The sequence below is a fragment of the Lactobacillus sp. 23-2 genome (genome assembly GCF_044902225.1).
Classification (GTDB): Bacteria; Bacillota; Bacilli; order Lactobacillales; family Lactobacillaceae; genus Lactobacillus; species Lactobacillus absianus.
In genome coordinates this window covers 173875-187730 of sequence record NZ_JAOQBX010000001.1, presented here as the reverse complement: position 1 = coordinate 187730, position 13856 = coordinate 173875, and the positions used below count along the sequence as shown (strand labels likewise).

The following is a 13856-nucleotide window of genomic DNA, read 5'->3' as shown; positions in this document are numbered from 1 at the left end:
GGAGGCAGAAGCATGACCAAAGCATTGAACGCAGAGCATATTACCAAAGTGTTCGGCGGTTTGACTGCAGTTGACGACGTTTCTCTCCACGTTGACGCCAAGGAATTGGTGGCCTTGATCGGCCCCAACGGGGCGGGCAAGACGACCTTCTTCAACTGCTTGACTGGCGTCGCGCCAGCAACCTCAGGCACGGTTACCATCGGTGGCTATGAGGTCAAGAAAAACACCAAGGCTTACAAGGTAGCCCAAATGGGAATTTCCCGGACCTTCCAGAACATCAGACTGTTCTCAGAACTATCAGTCTTGGAAAACGTCCTGATTGCCTTGACCAACCAATACAAGGAAGGCTTTTTCACGGCAGTCCTGCGTCTGCCAAGCTTCTACAAGACGGAAGCTTCCATGGAAGAGCATGCCAAGCGCCTGTTGAAGGACTTTGAACTGGAAGACGTAATGTATTTCCCAGCCGGCAACCTGCCTTACGGGGTTCAGCGGAAGGTGGAAATCGTCCGCGCCCTGGCCACCAACCCGAAGATCATCTGCCTGGACGAGCCAGCAGCCGGGATGAACCCGGAAGAAACGGCCGACTTGACCAAGCTGATCAAGAAGATCCAGACTGAATACGGGATTGCCGTCCTGTTGATCGAGCACGACATGTCGCTGGTCATGAAGCTGGCGGAAAGAATCTACGTTTTGGCGGAAGGCAAGCTTCTGGCCGAAGGGACGCCTCAGGAAATTCAAAACAACCCAGACGTCATCAACGCATACCTCGGAGGTGGAACAAATGCCTGAAACAGCAGAAACCATGCTTAAAGTCGACCATCTGTCAGTCAACTACGGGGCCATCAAGGCCGTCCGTGACGTCAGCTTCGACTTGAAGAAGGGGGAAATCGTCACTTTGATCGGGGCCAACGGTGCCGGCAAGTCAACGATTTTGAAGACCGTTTCCGGTCTTTTGCACCCAGCCAGCGGCGATATCCTGTTTGAAGGCCGGTCCATTGCCAAGATGAGCGCCCCAAAGATCGTGGCGGAAGGAATCTCCCAGGTCCCTGAAGGCCGGCGGATTTTTGCGGGGATGACCGTCAAGGAAAACCTCCAGCTGGGGGCCTACCTGAGAAAGGACAAGGACGGGATTGAAAAGGACATGGAAGCCATGTTCAAGCGCTTCCCGATCCTGAAAGAGCGGCTTAAGCAGGACGCGGCGACCCTTTCCGGTGGTGAGCAGCAGATGCTGGCCATGGCCAGAGCCTTGATGGCCCGGCCAAAGGTCCTTTTGCTGGATGAGCCGTCAATGGGGCTGGCGCCAATCTACATTCAAGAAATTTTCGATATCGTCAAGAGCATCAACAAGGAAGGCATGACCGTGCTCTTGATTGAGCAAAACGCGCGGCAGGCCCTGTCAATCGCGGATCGCGGCTACGTTCTGGCTTCTGGGGAAGTCAAGATGTCCGGGACCGGCCATGACCTGCTCAATGACCCAGCCGTCCAAAAGGCATACCTGGGCGGTTAGCAGCAAATCAGTTAAAAACAAACGCCAGGCATCTCGCCTGGCGTTTTTGCTGGGCAAAATGCTAACTATTGCTTGAAGAAGTTGGAAAAAGCCAGTATAATGAGTTTTAAATTAAAATAGTTTAAGCGTTGATGAGAAGAGTAGGAAGAAGCTGCCTCAACAGTGACCGCTGCTGGTGAGAAGGCGGGAGGGGACTTCTTTTGAAGATGAGCTCGGAGCTATGGCAAGGGGTCTGCCGGCTGCTTGCCCGTTAGGAGACGTTATCCTCTCAAGCATTCATCTGGATGCTGAGGCCGGTCTGACTGGGATTTTTGCATTAGTTTTTGTGCTTTCAAGTCATATCCGGCAAACAAGGGTGGTAACGCGATGATTCGTCCCTAGGCCAGTGGCCTAGGGACTTTTTTAATGAATGGAGGATTTACATGCAGGGCTTCAATACGCGCTTGGTTCATGTGCCAATTGAAAGTGAAGACGAGACTGGTTCAGTGACGGTGCCGATCTATAAAGCCACGACCTTCCGCTACCCTAAAATCGGGGCGCCGGTGAAGTACGACTACTCCCGCTCGGGCAACCCGACCAGACAAGCGGTGGAAGAGCAGCTGGCCAATCTGGAAGGCGGAGACGCGGCCTTTCTTTTTGGCTCAGGCATGGCGGCGATTCATGCCGCCTTGGCCATCTTTAAAGCCGGCGACCACATTATCGTGGGCGATCAGATCTATGGGGGGACCTTCAGAATTCTCCACCAGTTTTTTGAGGACTGGGGACTTGAGCTGACCGCGGTTGACACCAGAGACCTAAGCGCGGTCGAAGGGGCCATCCAGGCCAACACCAAGGCCATCTACTTTGAGCCGGTCACCAATCCCTTGCTGCAGGTAACGCCAGTCAAGGGGATTGCCGAAGTGGCCCAAAAGCATGGCCTGCTGACGATCGTTGACAACACTTTTCTCAGTCCTTACCTGCTCAACCCCCTCAAGTATGGGGCGGACATCGTCGTGCATTCAGCTACCAAGTACCTGTCCGGCCACTCAGACGTCAGTGCCGGGGCCGTGATCGTCAAGGGCCAGGACTTGGCCAAGCGGGTCTACTTCGTGCAGAACGCGATCGGCGGCATCTTGTCGCCGGAAGACTCAAATGAGCTGGGCCGCGGGATCAAAACCCTGGCCATTCGTCTGGACCGCCAGCAGGAGAACGTCTTGAAGCTGGTGGACTTCTTCAAGAAGCTGCCAGGGATTGCCAAGGTCTACTATCCAGGCGACCCGGACCTGGCCGGCTATGCCGAGCTCAAGCAGGAAGCAGCTGGCGCTGGCGGTGTCTTCTCTTGTGAATTGGACGATCAAGTCTATGATCCGGTCGTCTTCGTCAACTCCCTGGAAATTTTTGCTCTGGCCGTCAGCCTGGGCGCAGTGGAAAGCCTGGTTGAGCTGCCAAGCAAGATGAGCCATGCTGAGCTTTCGCCAAAAGAGCAGCTGGCCGCGGGGATCAAGCCGGGTTTGATCCGCTTCTCAGTCGGCATTGAAGACGCCAGCGACCTGCTGAGCGACATCAAGCAGGCCTTGGATAAAGCCAAGCTGGCACGCTAATGGAAATGTTTTTTACAGATTATTAGGAAATAGGAGAGCACAATGACTGAAAAAGACAAGCGCGCGTTTGAAACGATCGTGGCCGAAGCCGGCTCAATCAAGGACGGGGCCAACCCCGTCTCCCAGCCGATCTATCTGTCGGCTTGCTACCGCCATCCGGATTTGCAGCAGGCAATAACTTTTGACCGCTTGCGGGGCTACACTTACTCTCGGGTTGAAGCGCCCAATCGCAAGGTGGTTGAAGAAACCTTGGCCGCTTTGGAAGAGGGCTGCCAGGGCTTTGCCGTGGCCAGCGGGATGGCGGCCATCCAGCTGGTCTTGAGCGTCCTGCACACGGGCGATGAGCTGGTTTCTTTGGATGACCTTTACGGCGGCGACTTCCGCTACTTCCGCCACGTTGAAAGTCACTACGGCGTAATTTTCAAGCAGTGGGACGGACGGAAAGTGGCGGATTTGGTCAATCTGTTGAACGAGAAGACCCGGATCGTCTGGCTGGAAACCCCGTCCAATCCAACCATGAAGAAACTGGACATCCAGCAGATCGCTGCTGCCGTTCACGCCTACAACAAGGACATTATCGTCGCGGTCGACAATACTTTTTACACGCCTTATTACCAAAAGCCACTGACGGAGGGCGCTGACGTAGTCATTCATTCAGCCACCAAGTACCTGGGCGGGCACAACGATATCTTGGGCGGAATCGTGGTCGTCAAGGATGAAAAGCTGGCAGATGACTACTTCCAGTTCACGATCACGGTCGGCGATACCATGTCCAACTTTGATGCCTGGCTGCTGACCAGAAGCTTGAAGACCCTGCCGCTAAGAATGAAGCAGCATACCGCCAGCGCCAAGAAGATCGCCAAGTTCCTGGAAACCGCCCCGCACGTGGAAAAAGTCCTGTATCCTGGCAAGGCCGGCATGATCTCCTTCTACTTGGACAGCGAGGCAGAAGTCGAGCGGGTCTTGAACAGCGTCAAGGTGATCACTTTCGCGGAAAGTCTGGGCGGGGCGGAAAGCCTGATCACCATTCCCTACTACCAGACCCACGATGACGTGGAAGCAGACCAGCGCGTCCGCCTGGGGATCACGACCAAGCTCTTGCGCTTGTCGGTTGGCCTGGAGGATCCGGATGACTTGATTGCCGACTTGCGGCAGGCATTGGGGGACTAAAATGGCTAATACGAGCGAAACAAAGAAAATCCTGGTCACCGGCTTTGACCCTTTTGACGGGCAGAAAGTCAATCCGGCCAGCCAGGCGGTCTTCCAGCTGCCAGATGAGATCAGCGGCGCGGCCGTGATCAAGCTGGAAGTGCCGACCGTTTTTGGCCGGTCAGCGCAAGTCGTCCGGGAGGCCATCATCAAGGAGCAGCCTGACTGCGTCTTGTGCGTGGGCCAGGCCGGCGGCCGGGCCTGCCTGACGCCGGAACTGGTCGCGATCAACTATGACGACGCGGGCGTTCCCGACAATGCCGGCCAGCAGCCAGTCGAGCAGGTGATCCAGGCAGACGGGCAAGCAGCCTACTTTACCCAGTTTCCGGTCAAGAAGCTGGTGAGTGCCATGCGGAAGGCAGGCGTGCCGGCCAAGGTTTCAACTACGGCTGGAACTTTTGTCTGCAACCACCTGATGTATCAGGTGCAATACTTGCGCGAGCAGGAATTCCCCCAGCTTAAAGCCGGCTTTATTCACGTGCCGTTCGTTCCTGAACAGGTGACCCGCCGGCCCAACTCGCCGTCAATGGCATTGGCAACCATCGTCAAGGGCCTGGAAGCGGCAATTGCCGTGATTGTCGAAAATTAGGGCAGATTAAAAGCTTTGACGAGTTTTCGCCAAAGCTTTTATTTTTGGAAATTCAGTTGTTGTCTAGCCATTCACGATTTCTTCCAGCTCAAGCAGGTCGCTGATCGTATAGGTCGGGTGGACCAGGGTCTGGTTTGGCCGCTTGTGGCGGTTGTACCAGACGGAGTCCAATCCCGCCCGCTTGGCACCCAGCATGTCAGTCTTAAGCGAGTCGCCGATGACCAGGGTGTTGGCGGTGTTGCACTTGGAGTGGGCCAGGACGTATTCAAAAAATTCCGGGTTTGGCTTCATGTGGCCGATCTCCCGGGAAATGAACAGGTCATTGAAGCAGTCTAAGAGCCCCACGTCGGCCAGCTTGGCCTGCTGGACCTTGAGCAGGCCGTTGGAAACAATTGCCAGGTAGTGGCCTTGCTGGTGCAGGCGGCGGATGACCTTGGCCGCGTTGGGCAAGAGCTCATGGCTTTCAGCCAGGCCCTGCTGGTAGATCTTGACCAGCTCGGCATTGTTTTCCAGCTGCAAGCCATATTCGTTCTGGAAGAATTCTGGAAAGCGGCGGGCCTGCATCTCGTCACGGGTCAAGCGGCCGGCATCGATGTCATCCCAGAGCTCCTTGTTGAAGGCAGTGTAGTGCTGGTGGTCCTCATGGCTCAGCTTCATGTCCAAAGCCGCGTAGACCTTCTCCAGTCCGTGCAGCTCCGCGGCTGGGAAGTCAAAAATCGTGTCATCCAGGTCAAAAAGAAAGTGCGTGTAGATTTTGCGTTCGTCCATGGTTACTTCTTCCAGGTCTCCTCGTAAACGGCTTCTTTAAAGCCACAGGTCAGGCGGTTATCGTCAACCAAGAGCGGCCGCTTGATTAATTTGCCGTCTTTGGCCATCATGTCGGCGGCTTCAGCAATCGTCATGTCCTTGATCTTGTCTTTTAAGCCCAGCTGCCGGTAGTGCTGGCCGCTGGTGTTAAAGAAGTAGCGCAGGCCCCGGTCCTGGTACTTGGTCAGCCATTTGACCAGGTCAGCCTTGGCCGGTGGCTTTGCTACCAGATCTTGAAACTCATATTCAACTCCGTGCTCGTCCAGCCACTTCTGGGCTTTCCTGGAAGTGGAGCAGCGCTTGTAGCCGTAAAATTTCTTCATGAAGGAATCCTTTCCTTAATATTGCAGCCGTGGCTGCAGCTTCTGACCCTTCCATTTTATAGCATTTTGCTGGGAAAAAATAGCAATATACTTAGAGAAAAAGCTTGAGTTTATTCCCTTGCCCGTGCTATACTATGAACGTTGCAATTTGAGAGATACCTCGATTCTGCAACCGCACAGAAGAGGTTTGCAAGACCGCGAAATCCGCGGCACCTTTGATGGCGAGTCTAAGTATTTACACGGAGGTGTACTAATGTACGCAGTTATTAAGACCGGTGGCAAGCAATACAAGGTTGCCGAAGGCGAAAGTATCTTCGTTGAAAAGCTTGACGTTCAAGCTGGCGAAGAAGTTGTTTTTGACCAAGTAATCCTGGTTGCCAATGGTGAAGACGTTAAGGTCGGTACTCCATTGGTAGAAGGTGCTAAGGTTGTTGCTTCTGTAGACAAGCAAGGCAAGGAAAAGAAGGTCGTAACCTTCAAGTACAAGCCAAAGAAGCACTCACACTCTAAGTACGGTCACCGTCAACCTTACACCAAGGTTACTGTCAAGAGCATCGAAGCTTAGTAAGAGGTGAACACTATGATGATGAACATTCTTTCAAACGCAAAGTTACTCGCCCACCACAAGGGTGGTGGTTCAACTGCCAACGGTCGTAACTCAGCTGGTCGTCGTTTGGGCGCAAAGCGCGCTGACGGTCAACTTGTAAACGCCGGTGCTATCATCTACCGTCAACGCGGTACTAAGATCCACCCAGGCAAGAACGTTGGCCGCGGTGGCGACGACACTTTGTTCGCATTGACTACCGGCGTTGTTAAGTTTGAACGTCTTGGCAAATACAAGAAGCAAGTTTCTGTCTTGCCAGAAGAAGACGCTGAATAATTTAAACAGCCAACCAAAGAGCAGGAAGCACAAGAGCTGCCTGCTTTTTCTTTTGGATCGCAAAAACTTATCACGACTTTTGCAAGTCAGGCGAGCGGTGGTAAGCGATTTTTTGTATAATAGAAGCATCACGAAAATCTCATAAAAGGATGGTGCTTATGTCAAAAAACGAAGAACTGCTCAGCCTCTTGACGCGCAGAATCGCCAAGACGACTGAACTGATCAAAGAACAAGCTGCCGATGCCTTGCTGGTCTTCAACCGGGCCAACTATCGCTATTTGACCAATTTTACTGGTGAAGAAGCGCAATTGATCCTGACCAAAGACGGCGACCGGATTTTGCTGTCCGACTCCCGCTTTGCTCCGCAGATCAAGAGCCAGGCAGTCGGTGAACTGACCGTCATTATGAAGCACGGCCATGAAGCAGCCGAAATTGCCGAACAGATCAAAGCTACCGGGGCCAAGAAGGTCTTAGTGGAAGCTGAATTCGTTTCAGCCTACGAATTCGCGGCCATCAAGGAGCTGCTGCCGGAAGTAGATCTGGTCATGGCGGCCGAAATCGTTGAACGCGTCCGCAATGTCAAGGATGACCTGGAACTGGCCACCTTGCGCAAGGCCGTGGAGATTTCCCAGATTGCCTTTGAAGGCATTCTGCCGCTGATTAAGCCAGGTGCCAAAGAGCGCGACGTAGGCGCTAAACTTGACTACCTCTTCAAGCTTAACGGCGGGGATGGCCCAGGCTACGATTCAATCGTGGCCTCAGGCTACCGGTCATCATGGGCCCACGGGGTAGCCAGCGACAAGCTGATGCAAGAGCATGAACTGGTCGTGATCGATGCCGCTGCCGCCTACAACGGCTATACAGCCGACATTACCAGAACCTACGCGATCGGCTCCGTTTCTCCAGAACTGGAAAAGATCTACAAGATCGTCCATGAAGCCCAGCGCCGCGGGATTGCCGCGGCCAAGGCGGGGAACACGGGCAAGGACGTCGACCAGGCGGCCCGCGGCTACATCAACGAGCAAGGCTATGGTCAATACTTTGGCCACGGCATCGGTCATGGGATTGGTCTGGAAATTCACGAAATGTGCCAGCCAGCCTTTCTCTTCCGGGACACGACCTTGGAAAACGGCATCGTGCATACCGTTGAACCGGGCATCTACCTGCCAGAAGGCGGGGTCCGGATTGAAGATGACATCTTGGTCAACGGCGACACGCCAGAAGTCTTGACGACGCTGCCGAAGGACGAACTGATTCACCTCTAGAATTAGTTTTTGTGGTCAAAACAAGTCTTTATTGGTACAATTTATTATGTAGAAATGGGGGATTTTCAGATGACAATGATTTCTGTTAACGAATTCAAGAACGGCCTGACGATCGAATACAACAACGATCTGTGGCGTATCGTTGAATTCCAGCACGTTAAGCCAGGCAAGGGCAGCGCCTTTGTCCGTTCAAAGCTGAAGAGTCTGCGGACCGGCGCGACTCAGGAATACACTTTCCGTTCAACGGCTAAGGTGGAAACTGCTGACATTCAAACCCGGGAAATGCAATACCTGTACAACGACGGCGCAAGCTATGTCTTCATGGATACCAACACTTACGAGCAATTGGAAGTGCCAAACGCCCAAATTACTGACGAAGCCAAGTATCTTAAGGAAAACATGGTTGTGAACGTAATTTCTCACAACGGCGAGACTTTGGGGATCGACCTGCCAAACACGGTTGACCTGGAAGTCGTTGACACCGAACCAGGCATCCGCGGCGATACCTCTTCCGGTGGTGGCAAGCCAGCTACGATGGAAACTGGGCTGGTTGTCAATGTGCCATTCTTCATCAATGTTGGTGACGTTTTGACGATCAACACTAGTGATGGTTCATACGTATCACGTGCTAAGTAAGATTTTTTGAGGTGGAAAAATGGCTGATAATTCTACGATTGTTTTAAGCGGCAACGACGATGGCGACCAAATCAAGATTGACTTGACGGTCCTGGAAGTAATTCTGGGCATTTCAGCCAAGAAGGTTGATGGCGTTGCCGGCATGCGGGGCGGCCTGAAGTCAGGCTTGAACCGGGTGCTGGGCCGTGAAGATCGGGGCAAGGGCGTTAGCGTAACGGTTGACGAAAACGGTGATTTGACCGCTGATGTCTACGTTTACCTCAAGTATGGCGTAAACGTTCCTTCAGTTGCTGCTAAGATCCAAGAAGCTCTCAAGCAGCAATTGGCGCAAATGACCGACATGAATTTGAAGTCAATCAATGTTCACGTTGTTGGTCTCGTCTTCCCAGAAGATGAACATAATTTCGAAGATGACGATCAACCACTGTTTCCTGATCAAGAAGAAGAAGCTAAGTAATGAATCAACACCAAAGTCGCAAGATTGCACTGCAAGCCATTTACCTGTACAACCAAGACCCAGGCCTGAGCGTGGAGGAGCTTGAGCAGAGCGTGGCGTCTGCCCTGGACCTCAAGGCCTTGCCAGACTACAGCAAGGAACTGATCGCCGGCGTGATTGCCTGCCAAGGCGAATTGCGCGAGAAGATCTCCTCCAAGCTGAAGCAAGGCTGGCGGATCGAACGTTTGAGCAAAACCACGCTGGCCATTTTGGAAGTGGCTCTTTATGAAATGCTGCACAGCACAGTCATCGAAGACAAGTCCGCGATCAATGAAGCATTGAACCTGTGCGATGAATTTGATGATCCGAAATCAAAGCCGTTTATCAATGGCTTATTGGCAAATTTTGTGCAAGAATAATTTGGAAGCCGGCATTTTTGCCGGCTTTTTTTGTTAAGGAGACCTGCAAAACTTGGGAAAGATCTTAGATGGAAAAGCCTTGGCCCAGCATTTGGGCCGGAATTTGGCTGAAGAAACGAATTCTTTAAAAAGCCACGGCATAAATCCAAAATTTTGTGTAATTAATATAGGGGAGGACCCAGCCAGCAAGGTCTATGTCCGCTCTAAGCGAAAGAAAGCCGAAAAGATCGGCATCAAGCAGGTGGTCTACCAACTGCCGGAAGACGAGAGCGAAGAGGACGTCTTAAGGCTGATCGACCGCCTCAACGCCGATGCGGAAGTCGCGGGCTTGATGGTGCAGTTGCCCGTGCCCGACCAGATTGACGTCGACAAGGTGATTGAGCGCATCGATCCGGAAAAGGACGTTGATGGCTTGACGCCAGCCAATATTGGCCGCTTGTGGATGGGCAAGCATTTCGTTGAGCCAGCGACCGCGGCGGGGATCATTGCCCTCTTGGACCACTACCAAATTGATCTGAACGGGAAGAATGCCGTGATCGTCGGCCGCTCCAATATCGTGGGCAAGCCTTTGGCGGCATTGATGCTGGAAAGAAATGCTTCCGTGTCCATCTTGCACTCGCACACGCGCGACCTGGGCGAATTGACCCGCCGGGCTGATATTCTGGTATCAGCCGTGGGCAAGCCCCACATGATCAAAGCCGAGATGGTCAAAGAAGGAGCGGTGGTCATCGACGTCGGGATCAACCGGGTAGATGGCCAGCTGATGGGCGACGTGGACTTTGACCAGGTCAAGGACAAGGCCAGCTGGATCACGCCGGTTCCTGGCGGCGTCGGTCCCCTCACGGTTGAATTTCTGATGGAAGAAGTCATCAAGTTGACGAGGAGACAGCATGGACTCGATTAAGCAAACAGGGCCAGGGGAGCAAAAGTACCTGACCGTCTCTGATTTAAACTGGTACATCCGGCAAAAATTTGACAAGGACCACTTTCTCCACCAGGTCTTTTTGCAGGGTGAACTGTCCAACTTCCGCTACCGGCGGGGAGGACACCAGTATTTTTCATTAAAGGACGACCACGCCAAGATCAACGTGGTCATGTTTCGGAATGACTTTGAAAAGGTCAAGTTTGAGCCAGAAGAGGGAATGAAGGTCTACCTGACGGGGCGCGTGTCGACCTATGAAGTGCAGGGCAGCTACCAGTTTTATGCCCGCACCATGGAGCCGGCCGGCCTTGGGGCCTTGTATGAACGCTTCCTGCAGCTGCAGAAGAAGCTGAGCAGCGAAGGCCTGTTCAATCCCGATCACAAACGCCGCCTGCCGCTTTTCCCGGACAAGATTGCCGTGGTTACTTCGGCTTCCGGGGCGGTCATCCACGATATCATGGTTACGGCCAACCGCCGCTTTCCGCACGCGGAAATTGACCTGTATCCGGCCCAGGTTCAGGGCGAGGAAGCCGCAGCCAGTCTGGTGGCGGCCATGCAGCAGATTCAGGCCAGAAGCAGCGAAGTAGACGTGATGATCATTGGCCGGGGGGGCGGATCGCTGGAAGACTTGTGGCCTTTCAATGAAGAAGCCGTCGTGCGCCAGGTCTACGCCATGAACATGCCAGTCATTTCTTCGGTTGGCCATGAAACGGATACGACCTTGTGCGATTTGGCCGCTGATGCCCGGGCCGCGACCCCAACCGCGGCTGCGGAACTGGCCACGCCTGACCTGGCCAGCGTCTTGACTGACCTGGCCCAGCTGCAGGCGCGTCTTTTGCACGGCATTCGCGCCGTGATTGAGGTCCGCAAGCAGGCCCTGGCAAGATTGGACTCGTCAGTCGTCATGCGCGAGCCCCAGCGCTTGTATGAGCAAAAGGCCCAGCAGGTCGACATGCTCACCCAGCGAATGGGTGACTTGATGAAGCTGCGCTTGCAGGGAGCCAGCCAGCGGGCAGGCAATCTGACCCAAAGGCTGCAGGCCCAGTCGCCTGACAAGCGGGTCATGCAGCTGCTTCAGCAGGCTGATTTCCTGGACAAGCGCCTGGTGACGGCCATGAAGCACCTGCTGGAGGGCAAGGGCAGCGAATTTGGTCAGCTGGTTCAGCAGCTGAATGACTTTAGCCCCTTGCAGACCCTAAGCCGGGGCTACACGTATACGACGAATGAAGACAATGAGATGATCGTTTCCGTTAAGCAGCTGCAGGCTGGCAGCCAGGTCCAGATCCACTTCGCGGACGGACGCGCCAAGGCAACGATTGATGAAGTAAAGGAAGAAGAAAATGGCTGAGAAAAAGAACAATTTTGAAGAAGAGCTGCAGCAGCTGCAGCAGATCGTCTCCAGCTTGGAGAATGGGCAGGTTTCCCTGGATGAGGCCTTGACCCAGTTCCAAGCCGGGGTAAAGATCAGCAAGGACCTGAAGCAGCAGCTGACGGCAGCTGAAAGCACGGTGGCCAAGCTGATTGACGCCGACGGCCACGAAAAGCCGCTGGATCCAACCGACGCGTCGGCGCCAAAGGAATAGGGGAAGACAATGACGACTTTTAAAGAATTGCAAGCAAAGTACACCCCGCTGATCAATGACTTCTTGGAGAAGCAGCTCTACGGGGAGACCAATGACCAAAAGATTGCCGAGATCATGGCTTATTCAGTCATGGCCGGGGGCAAGCGCCTGCGGCCTTTGCTCTTTCTGGCGACCCTGGACAGCCTGGGCCGGGAAATCGGCGAAAGCGAATTGCGGATTGCCTGCGGGATTGAACTGATCCATACCTACTCTTTGATTCATGATGACCTGCCGGCCATGGACAATGACGATTACAGAAGAGGCCGCCTGACCAGCCACAAGAAGTGGGGCGAGGCGGAAGCCATCTTGGCCGGGGATGCCCTTTTGCCTTTGGGGATCAAGTGGATCGCCCAAGGCAGCCGGTCTTATGAGCTGGCGGAAATCATCACTGAAGCCGTGGGGCCAAATGGGATGGTTGGCGGCCAGTACCTGGACATCGACTCAACCAACAACGCGGCCGTGGCCAATGATGCCGAATTCATCAACCGGATGGAATGGCTCAAGACCGGCTGCCTGATCCTGGCCAGCGTGGAAATGGCCACGGTCTACGGGCAAGCCCCAAGCGGGGTCAAGGAGAAGTACCTGGCTTTTGCCAAGCACTTTGGCCGGGCCTACCAGATCTATGACGACCTGGTCGACGTCGTTGAAAGCCAGGAAGAAGCCGGCAAGGCCACTCACAAGGACCAGGAAGTGGGCAAGAACAACACCTTGACCATGCTGGGCGTTGACGAGACCAGAAATGACCTCCGCCACTTGATCAAGCAGGCGCAAGGCGATTTGACGGGTGAAAGCGCGGAAGCCCTCTTGGGCTTCCTGGATCTGTATCAGAAGGTGCTTTAATGGCTAAAAAAGAACGTGCCGACGTATTGCTCGCGGCAAAAGGTATTTTCAACTCAAGATCTCAGGCCCAGCGGGCGATCATGGCGGGCCTGGTCACTGACCACAACCACCAGCGGATCGACAAGGCCGGGGAAAAGTTCCCGGAAGATGAGGAATTCTTCGTCAAGCAGGATCGCTTGAAGTACGTCTCCCGGGGCGGCTTTAAGCTGGAAAAGGCCGTCAAGGTCTGGGACATCGACTTACAGGACAAGACCTGCCTGGACATTGGCGCTTCAACTGGCGGCTTTACCGACGTGGCCCTGCAAAATGGGGCAAAGCTGGTCTACGCCTTGGACGTTGGCTACAACCAGCTGGCCTGGCAATTGCGCGATGATCCCCGGGTGGTGGTCATGGAGCGGCAAAACTTCCGCTACTCAGTGCCGGCCGACTTTACCCAGGGACTGCCGGATTTTGCCATGACCGACGTGTCCTTTATTTCCCTGGACCTGATCATGCCGCCAATGTACCAGATTCTGAAGGATCAGGGGGAGGCAGTCTGCTTGATCAAGCCCCAGTTTGAAGCCGGACCGGAAAACGTCGGCAAGCACGGGATCGTCCGCGACCACGCGGTGCACGAGGCTGTCATCCGCCATACCATGGACTCAGCCCTGAAGATCGGCTTTGACGTCTTGGGGATTGACTATTCGCCAATCAAGGGCGGCAAAGGCAATATCGAGTTCCTGATCCATTTGAAGAAGGATTTGGCCAACCCCGGCGTGAATTACTGGGACGGGCAGATCCAAGACGTGATCGCGGCGGCCGACCAAGGCCTGTAGAAAGGA

The 13856-nt window shown here is 54.1% G+C and carries 18 protein-coding genes and 1 other annotated feature; of the genes, 16 read left to right on the top strand and 2 right to left on the bottom strand.

All coding sequences use genetic code 11. The features are described 5' to 3' along the window. Nucleotides 1–12: 12 nt before the first annotated feature. The 5 genes from OCH80_RS00830 to pcp all read left to right on the top strand — a co-directional run bounded on the left by OCH80_RS00830 (nucleotide 13) and on the right by pcp (nucleotide 4885). A complete protein-coding gene (locus OCH80_RS00830) occupies nucleotides 13–789 on the top strand; it encodes an ABC transporter ATP-binding protein (RefSeq protein ID WP_404537140.1) in 777 nt (258 codons plus the stop codon). 13 nt (nucleotides 790–802) lie between these two features. Further along, nucleotides 803–1507, top strand: coding sequence for an ABC transporter ATP-binding protein (locus OCH80_RS00825; protein WP_154547801.1), 705 nt, complete (start codon nucleotides 803–805; stop codon nucleotides 1505–1507). A gap of 422 nt (nucleotides 1508–1929) precedes the next feature. Beyond that, a complete protein-coding gene (locus tag OCH80_RS00820) occupies nucleotides 1930–3087 on the top strand; it encodes a trans-sulfuration enzyme family protein (RefSeq protein ID WP_404537138.1) in 1158 nt (385 codons plus the stop codon). A 42-nt stretch (nucleotides 3088–3129) separates the two neighbouring features. Beyond that, nucleotides 3130–4257 carry a trans-sulfuration enzyme family protein gene (locus OCH80_RS00815; protein WP_404537136.1) on the top strand — a complete coding sequence of 376 codons (1128 nt, stop codon included), beginning with the start codon at nucleotides 3130–3132 and terminating at the stop codon, nucleotides 4255–4257. Nucleotide 4258: 1 nt separating this feature from the next. After that, a complete protein-coding gene (gene pcp / locus OCH80_RS00810; protein ID WP_404537134.1) occupies nucleotides 4259–4885 on the top strand; it encodes a pyroglutamyl-peptidase I in 627 nt (208 codons plus the stop codon). A 63-nt stretch (nucleotides 4886–4948) separates the two neighbouring features. On the opposite strand, the gene OCH80_RS00805 is transcribed toward pcp, so the two are convergent. Beyond that, entirely contained in the window at nucleotides 4949–5653 is a 705-nt protein-coding gene (locus tag OCH80_RS00805; RefSeq protein ID WP_404537132.1) for a YjjG family noncanonical pyrimidine nucleotidase, read from the bottom strand. Between the two features lie 2 nt (nucleotides 5654–5655). Beyond that, on the bottom strand, nucleotides 5656–6015 hold the full coding sequence (locus tag OCH80_RS00800; RefSeq protein ID WP_404537130.1) for an arsenate reductase family protein: 360 nt from the start codon (nucleotides 6013–6015) through the stop codon (nucleotides 5656–5658). A 160-nt stretch (nucleotides 6016–6175) separates the two neighbouring features. After that, nucleotides 6176–6254 (top strand) — a sequence feature (ribosomal protein L21 leader region). Between the two features lie 14 nt (nucleotides 6255–6268). On the opposite strand from OCH80_RS00800, the gene rplU reads away from it, so the two are divergent. The 11 genes from rplU (at nucleotide 6269) to OCH80_RS00745 (ending at nucleotide 13850) form a co-directional block, all read left to right on the top strand. After that, nucleotides 6269–6580: a 50S ribosomal protein L21 gene (gene rplU / locus OCH80_RS00795; RefSeq protein ID WP_154547766.1), complete on the top strand. Its 312-nt coding sequence runs from the start codon at nucleotides 6269–6271 to the stop codon at nucleotides 6578–6580. A gap of 15 nt (nucleotides 6581–6595) precedes the next feature. Further along, nucleotides 6596–6895, top strand: a complete 300-nt coding sequence (gene rpmA, locus OCH80_RS00790) for a 50S ribosomal protein L27 (RefSeq protein WP_195837381.1) — start codon at nucleotides 6596–6598, stop codon at nucleotides 6893–6895. Nucleotides 6896–7053: 158 nt separating this feature from the next. After that, nucleotides 7054–8160, top strand: a complete 1107-nt coding sequence (locus OCH80_RS00785; protein ID WP_404537127.1) for a M24 family metallopeptidase — start codon at nucleotides 7054–7056, stop codon at nucleotides 8158–8160. Between the two features lie 69 nt (nucleotides 8161–8229). Next, nucleotides 8230–8796: an elongation factor P gene (gene efp, locus OCH80_RS00780; RefSeq protein ID WP_154547770.1), complete on the top strand. Its 567-nt coding sequence runs from the start codon at nucleotides 8230–8232 to the stop codon at nucleotides 8794–8796. Nucleotides 8797–8815: 19 nt separating this feature from the next. Next, nucleotides 8816–9253, top strand: coding sequence for an Asp23/Gls24 family envelope stress response protein (locus OCH80_RS00775; protein ID WP_206988391.1), 438 nt, complete (start codon nucleotides 8816–8818; stop codon nucleotides 9251–9253). Further along, a complete protein-coding gene (gene nusB / locus OCH80_RS00770) occupies nucleotides 9253–9651 on the top strand; it encodes a transcription antitermination factor NusB (RefSeq protein ID WP_154547774.1) in 399 nt (132 codons plus the stop codon). Before OCH80_RS00775 ends, nusB begins: the two co-directional genes overlap by 1 nt. A gap of 52 nt (nucleotides 9652–9703) precedes the next feature. Next, nucleotides 9704–10555, top strand: coding sequence for a bifunctional methylenetetrahydrofolate dehydrogenase/methenyltetrahydrofolate cyclohydrolase (locus OCH80_RS00765; RefSeq protein ID WP_206988389.1), 852 nt, complete (start codon nucleotides 9704–9706; stop codon nucleotides 10553–10555). Beyond that, on the top strand, nucleotides 10542–11921 hold the full coding sequence (xseA, locus tag OCH80_RS00760) for an exodeoxyribonuclease VII large subunit (RefSeq protein ID WP_154547778.1): 1380 nt from the start codon (nucleotides 10542–10544) through the stop codon (nucleotides 11919–11921). Before OCH80_RS00765 ends, xseA begins: the two co-directional genes overlap by 14 nt. Next, a complete protein-coding gene (locus OCH80_RS00755; protein WP_154547780.1) occupies nucleotides 11914–12156 on the top strand; it encodes an exodeoxyribonuclease VII small subunit in 243 nt (80 codons plus the stop codon). Before xseA ends, OCH80_RS00755 begins: the two co-directional genes overlap by 8 nt. Before the next feature lie 9 nt (nucleotides 12157–12165). Further along, on the top strand, nucleotides 12166–13035 hold the full coding sequence (locus OCH80_RS00750) for a polyprenyl synthetase family protein (RefSeq protein WP_154547782.1): 870 nt from the start codon (nucleotides 12166–12168) through the stop codon (nucleotides 13033–13035). After that, complete coding sequence (locus OCH80_RS00745) at nucleotides 13035–13850, top strand: TlyA family RNA methyltransferase (protein ID WP_154547784.1); 816 nt, start codon at nucleotides 13035–13037, stop codon at nucleotides 13848–13850. Before OCH80_RS00750 ends, OCH80_RS00745 begins: the two co-directional genes overlap by 1 nt. The last annotated feature ends 6 nt before the right edge of the window (nucleotides 13851–13856 follow it).

What these genes read in the sequence shown, in the direction of transcription:
- OCH80_RS00830 (WP_404537140.1), top strand. Translation starts at nt 13, where the DNA reads ATGACCAAAGCATTGAACGCAGAGCATATTACCAAAGTGTTCGGCGGT.
- OCH80_RS00825 (WP_154547801.1), top strand. Translation starts at nt 803, where the DNA reads ATGCTTAAAGTCGACCATCTGTCAGTCAACTACGGGGCCATCAAGGCC.
- OCH80_RS00820 (WP_404537138.1), top strand. Translation starts at nt 1,930, where the DNA reads ATGCAGGGCTTCAATACGCGCTTGGTTCATGTGCCAATTGAAAGTGAA.
- OCH80_RS00815 (WP_404537136.1), top strand. Translation starts at nt 3,130, where the DNA reads ATGACTGAAAAAGACAAGCGCGCGTTTGAAACGATCGTGGCCGAAGCC.
- pcp (WP_404537134.1), top strand. Translation starts at nt 4,259, where the DNA reads ATGGCTAATACGAGCGAAACAAAGAAAATCCTGGTCACCGGCTTTGAC.
- OCH80_RS00805 (WP_404537132.1), bottom strand. Translation starts at nt 5,653, where the DNA reads ATGGACGAACGCAAAATCTACACGCACTTTCTTTTTGACCTGGATGAC.
- OCH80_RS00800 (WP_404537130.1), bottom strand. Translation starts at nt 6,015, where the DNA reads ATGAAGAAATTTTACGGCTACAAGCGCTGCTCCACTTCCAGGAAAGCC.
- rplU (WP_154547766.1), top strand. Translation starts at nt 6,269, where the DNA reads ATGTACGCAGTTATTAAGACCGGTGGCAAGCAATACAAGGTTGCCGAA.
- rpmA (WP_195837381.1), top strand. Translation starts at nt 6,596, where the DNA reads ATGATGATGAACATTCTTTCAAACGCAAAGTTACTCGCCCACCACAAG.
- OCH80_RS00785 (WP_404537127.1), top strand. Translation starts at nt 7,054, where the DNA reads ATGTCAAAAAACGAAGAACTGCTCAGCCTCTTGACGCGCAGAATCGCC.
- efp (WP_154547770.1), top strand. Translation starts at nt 8,230, where the DNA reads ATGACAATGATTTCTGTTAACGAATTCAAGAACGGCCTGACGATCGAA.
- OCH80_RS00775 (WP_206988391.1), top strand. Translation starts at nt 8,816, where the DNA reads ATGGCTGATAATTCTACGATTGTTTTAAGCGGCAACGACGATGGCGAC.
- nusB (WP_154547774.1), top strand. Translation starts at nt 9,253, where the DNA reads ATGAATCAACACCAAAGTCGCAAGATTGCACTGCAAGCCATTTACCTG.
- xseA (WP_154547778.1), top strand. Translation starts at nt 10,542, where the DNA reads ATGGACTCGATTAAGCAAACAGGGCCAGGGGAGCAAAAGTACCTGACC.
- OCH80_RS00755 (WP_154547780.1), top strand. Translation starts at nt 11,914, where the DNA reads ATGGCTGAGAAAAAGAACAATTTTGAAGAAGAGCTGCAGCAGCTGCAG.
- OCH80_RS00750 (WP_154547782.1), top strand. Translation starts at nt 12,166, where the DNA reads ATGACGACTTTTAAAGAATTGCAAGCAAAGTACACCCCGCTGATCAAT.
- OCH80_RS00745 (WP_154547784.1), top strand. Translation starts at nt 13,035, where the DNA reads ATGGCTAAAAAAGAACGTGCCGACGTATTGCTCGCGGCAAAAGGTATT.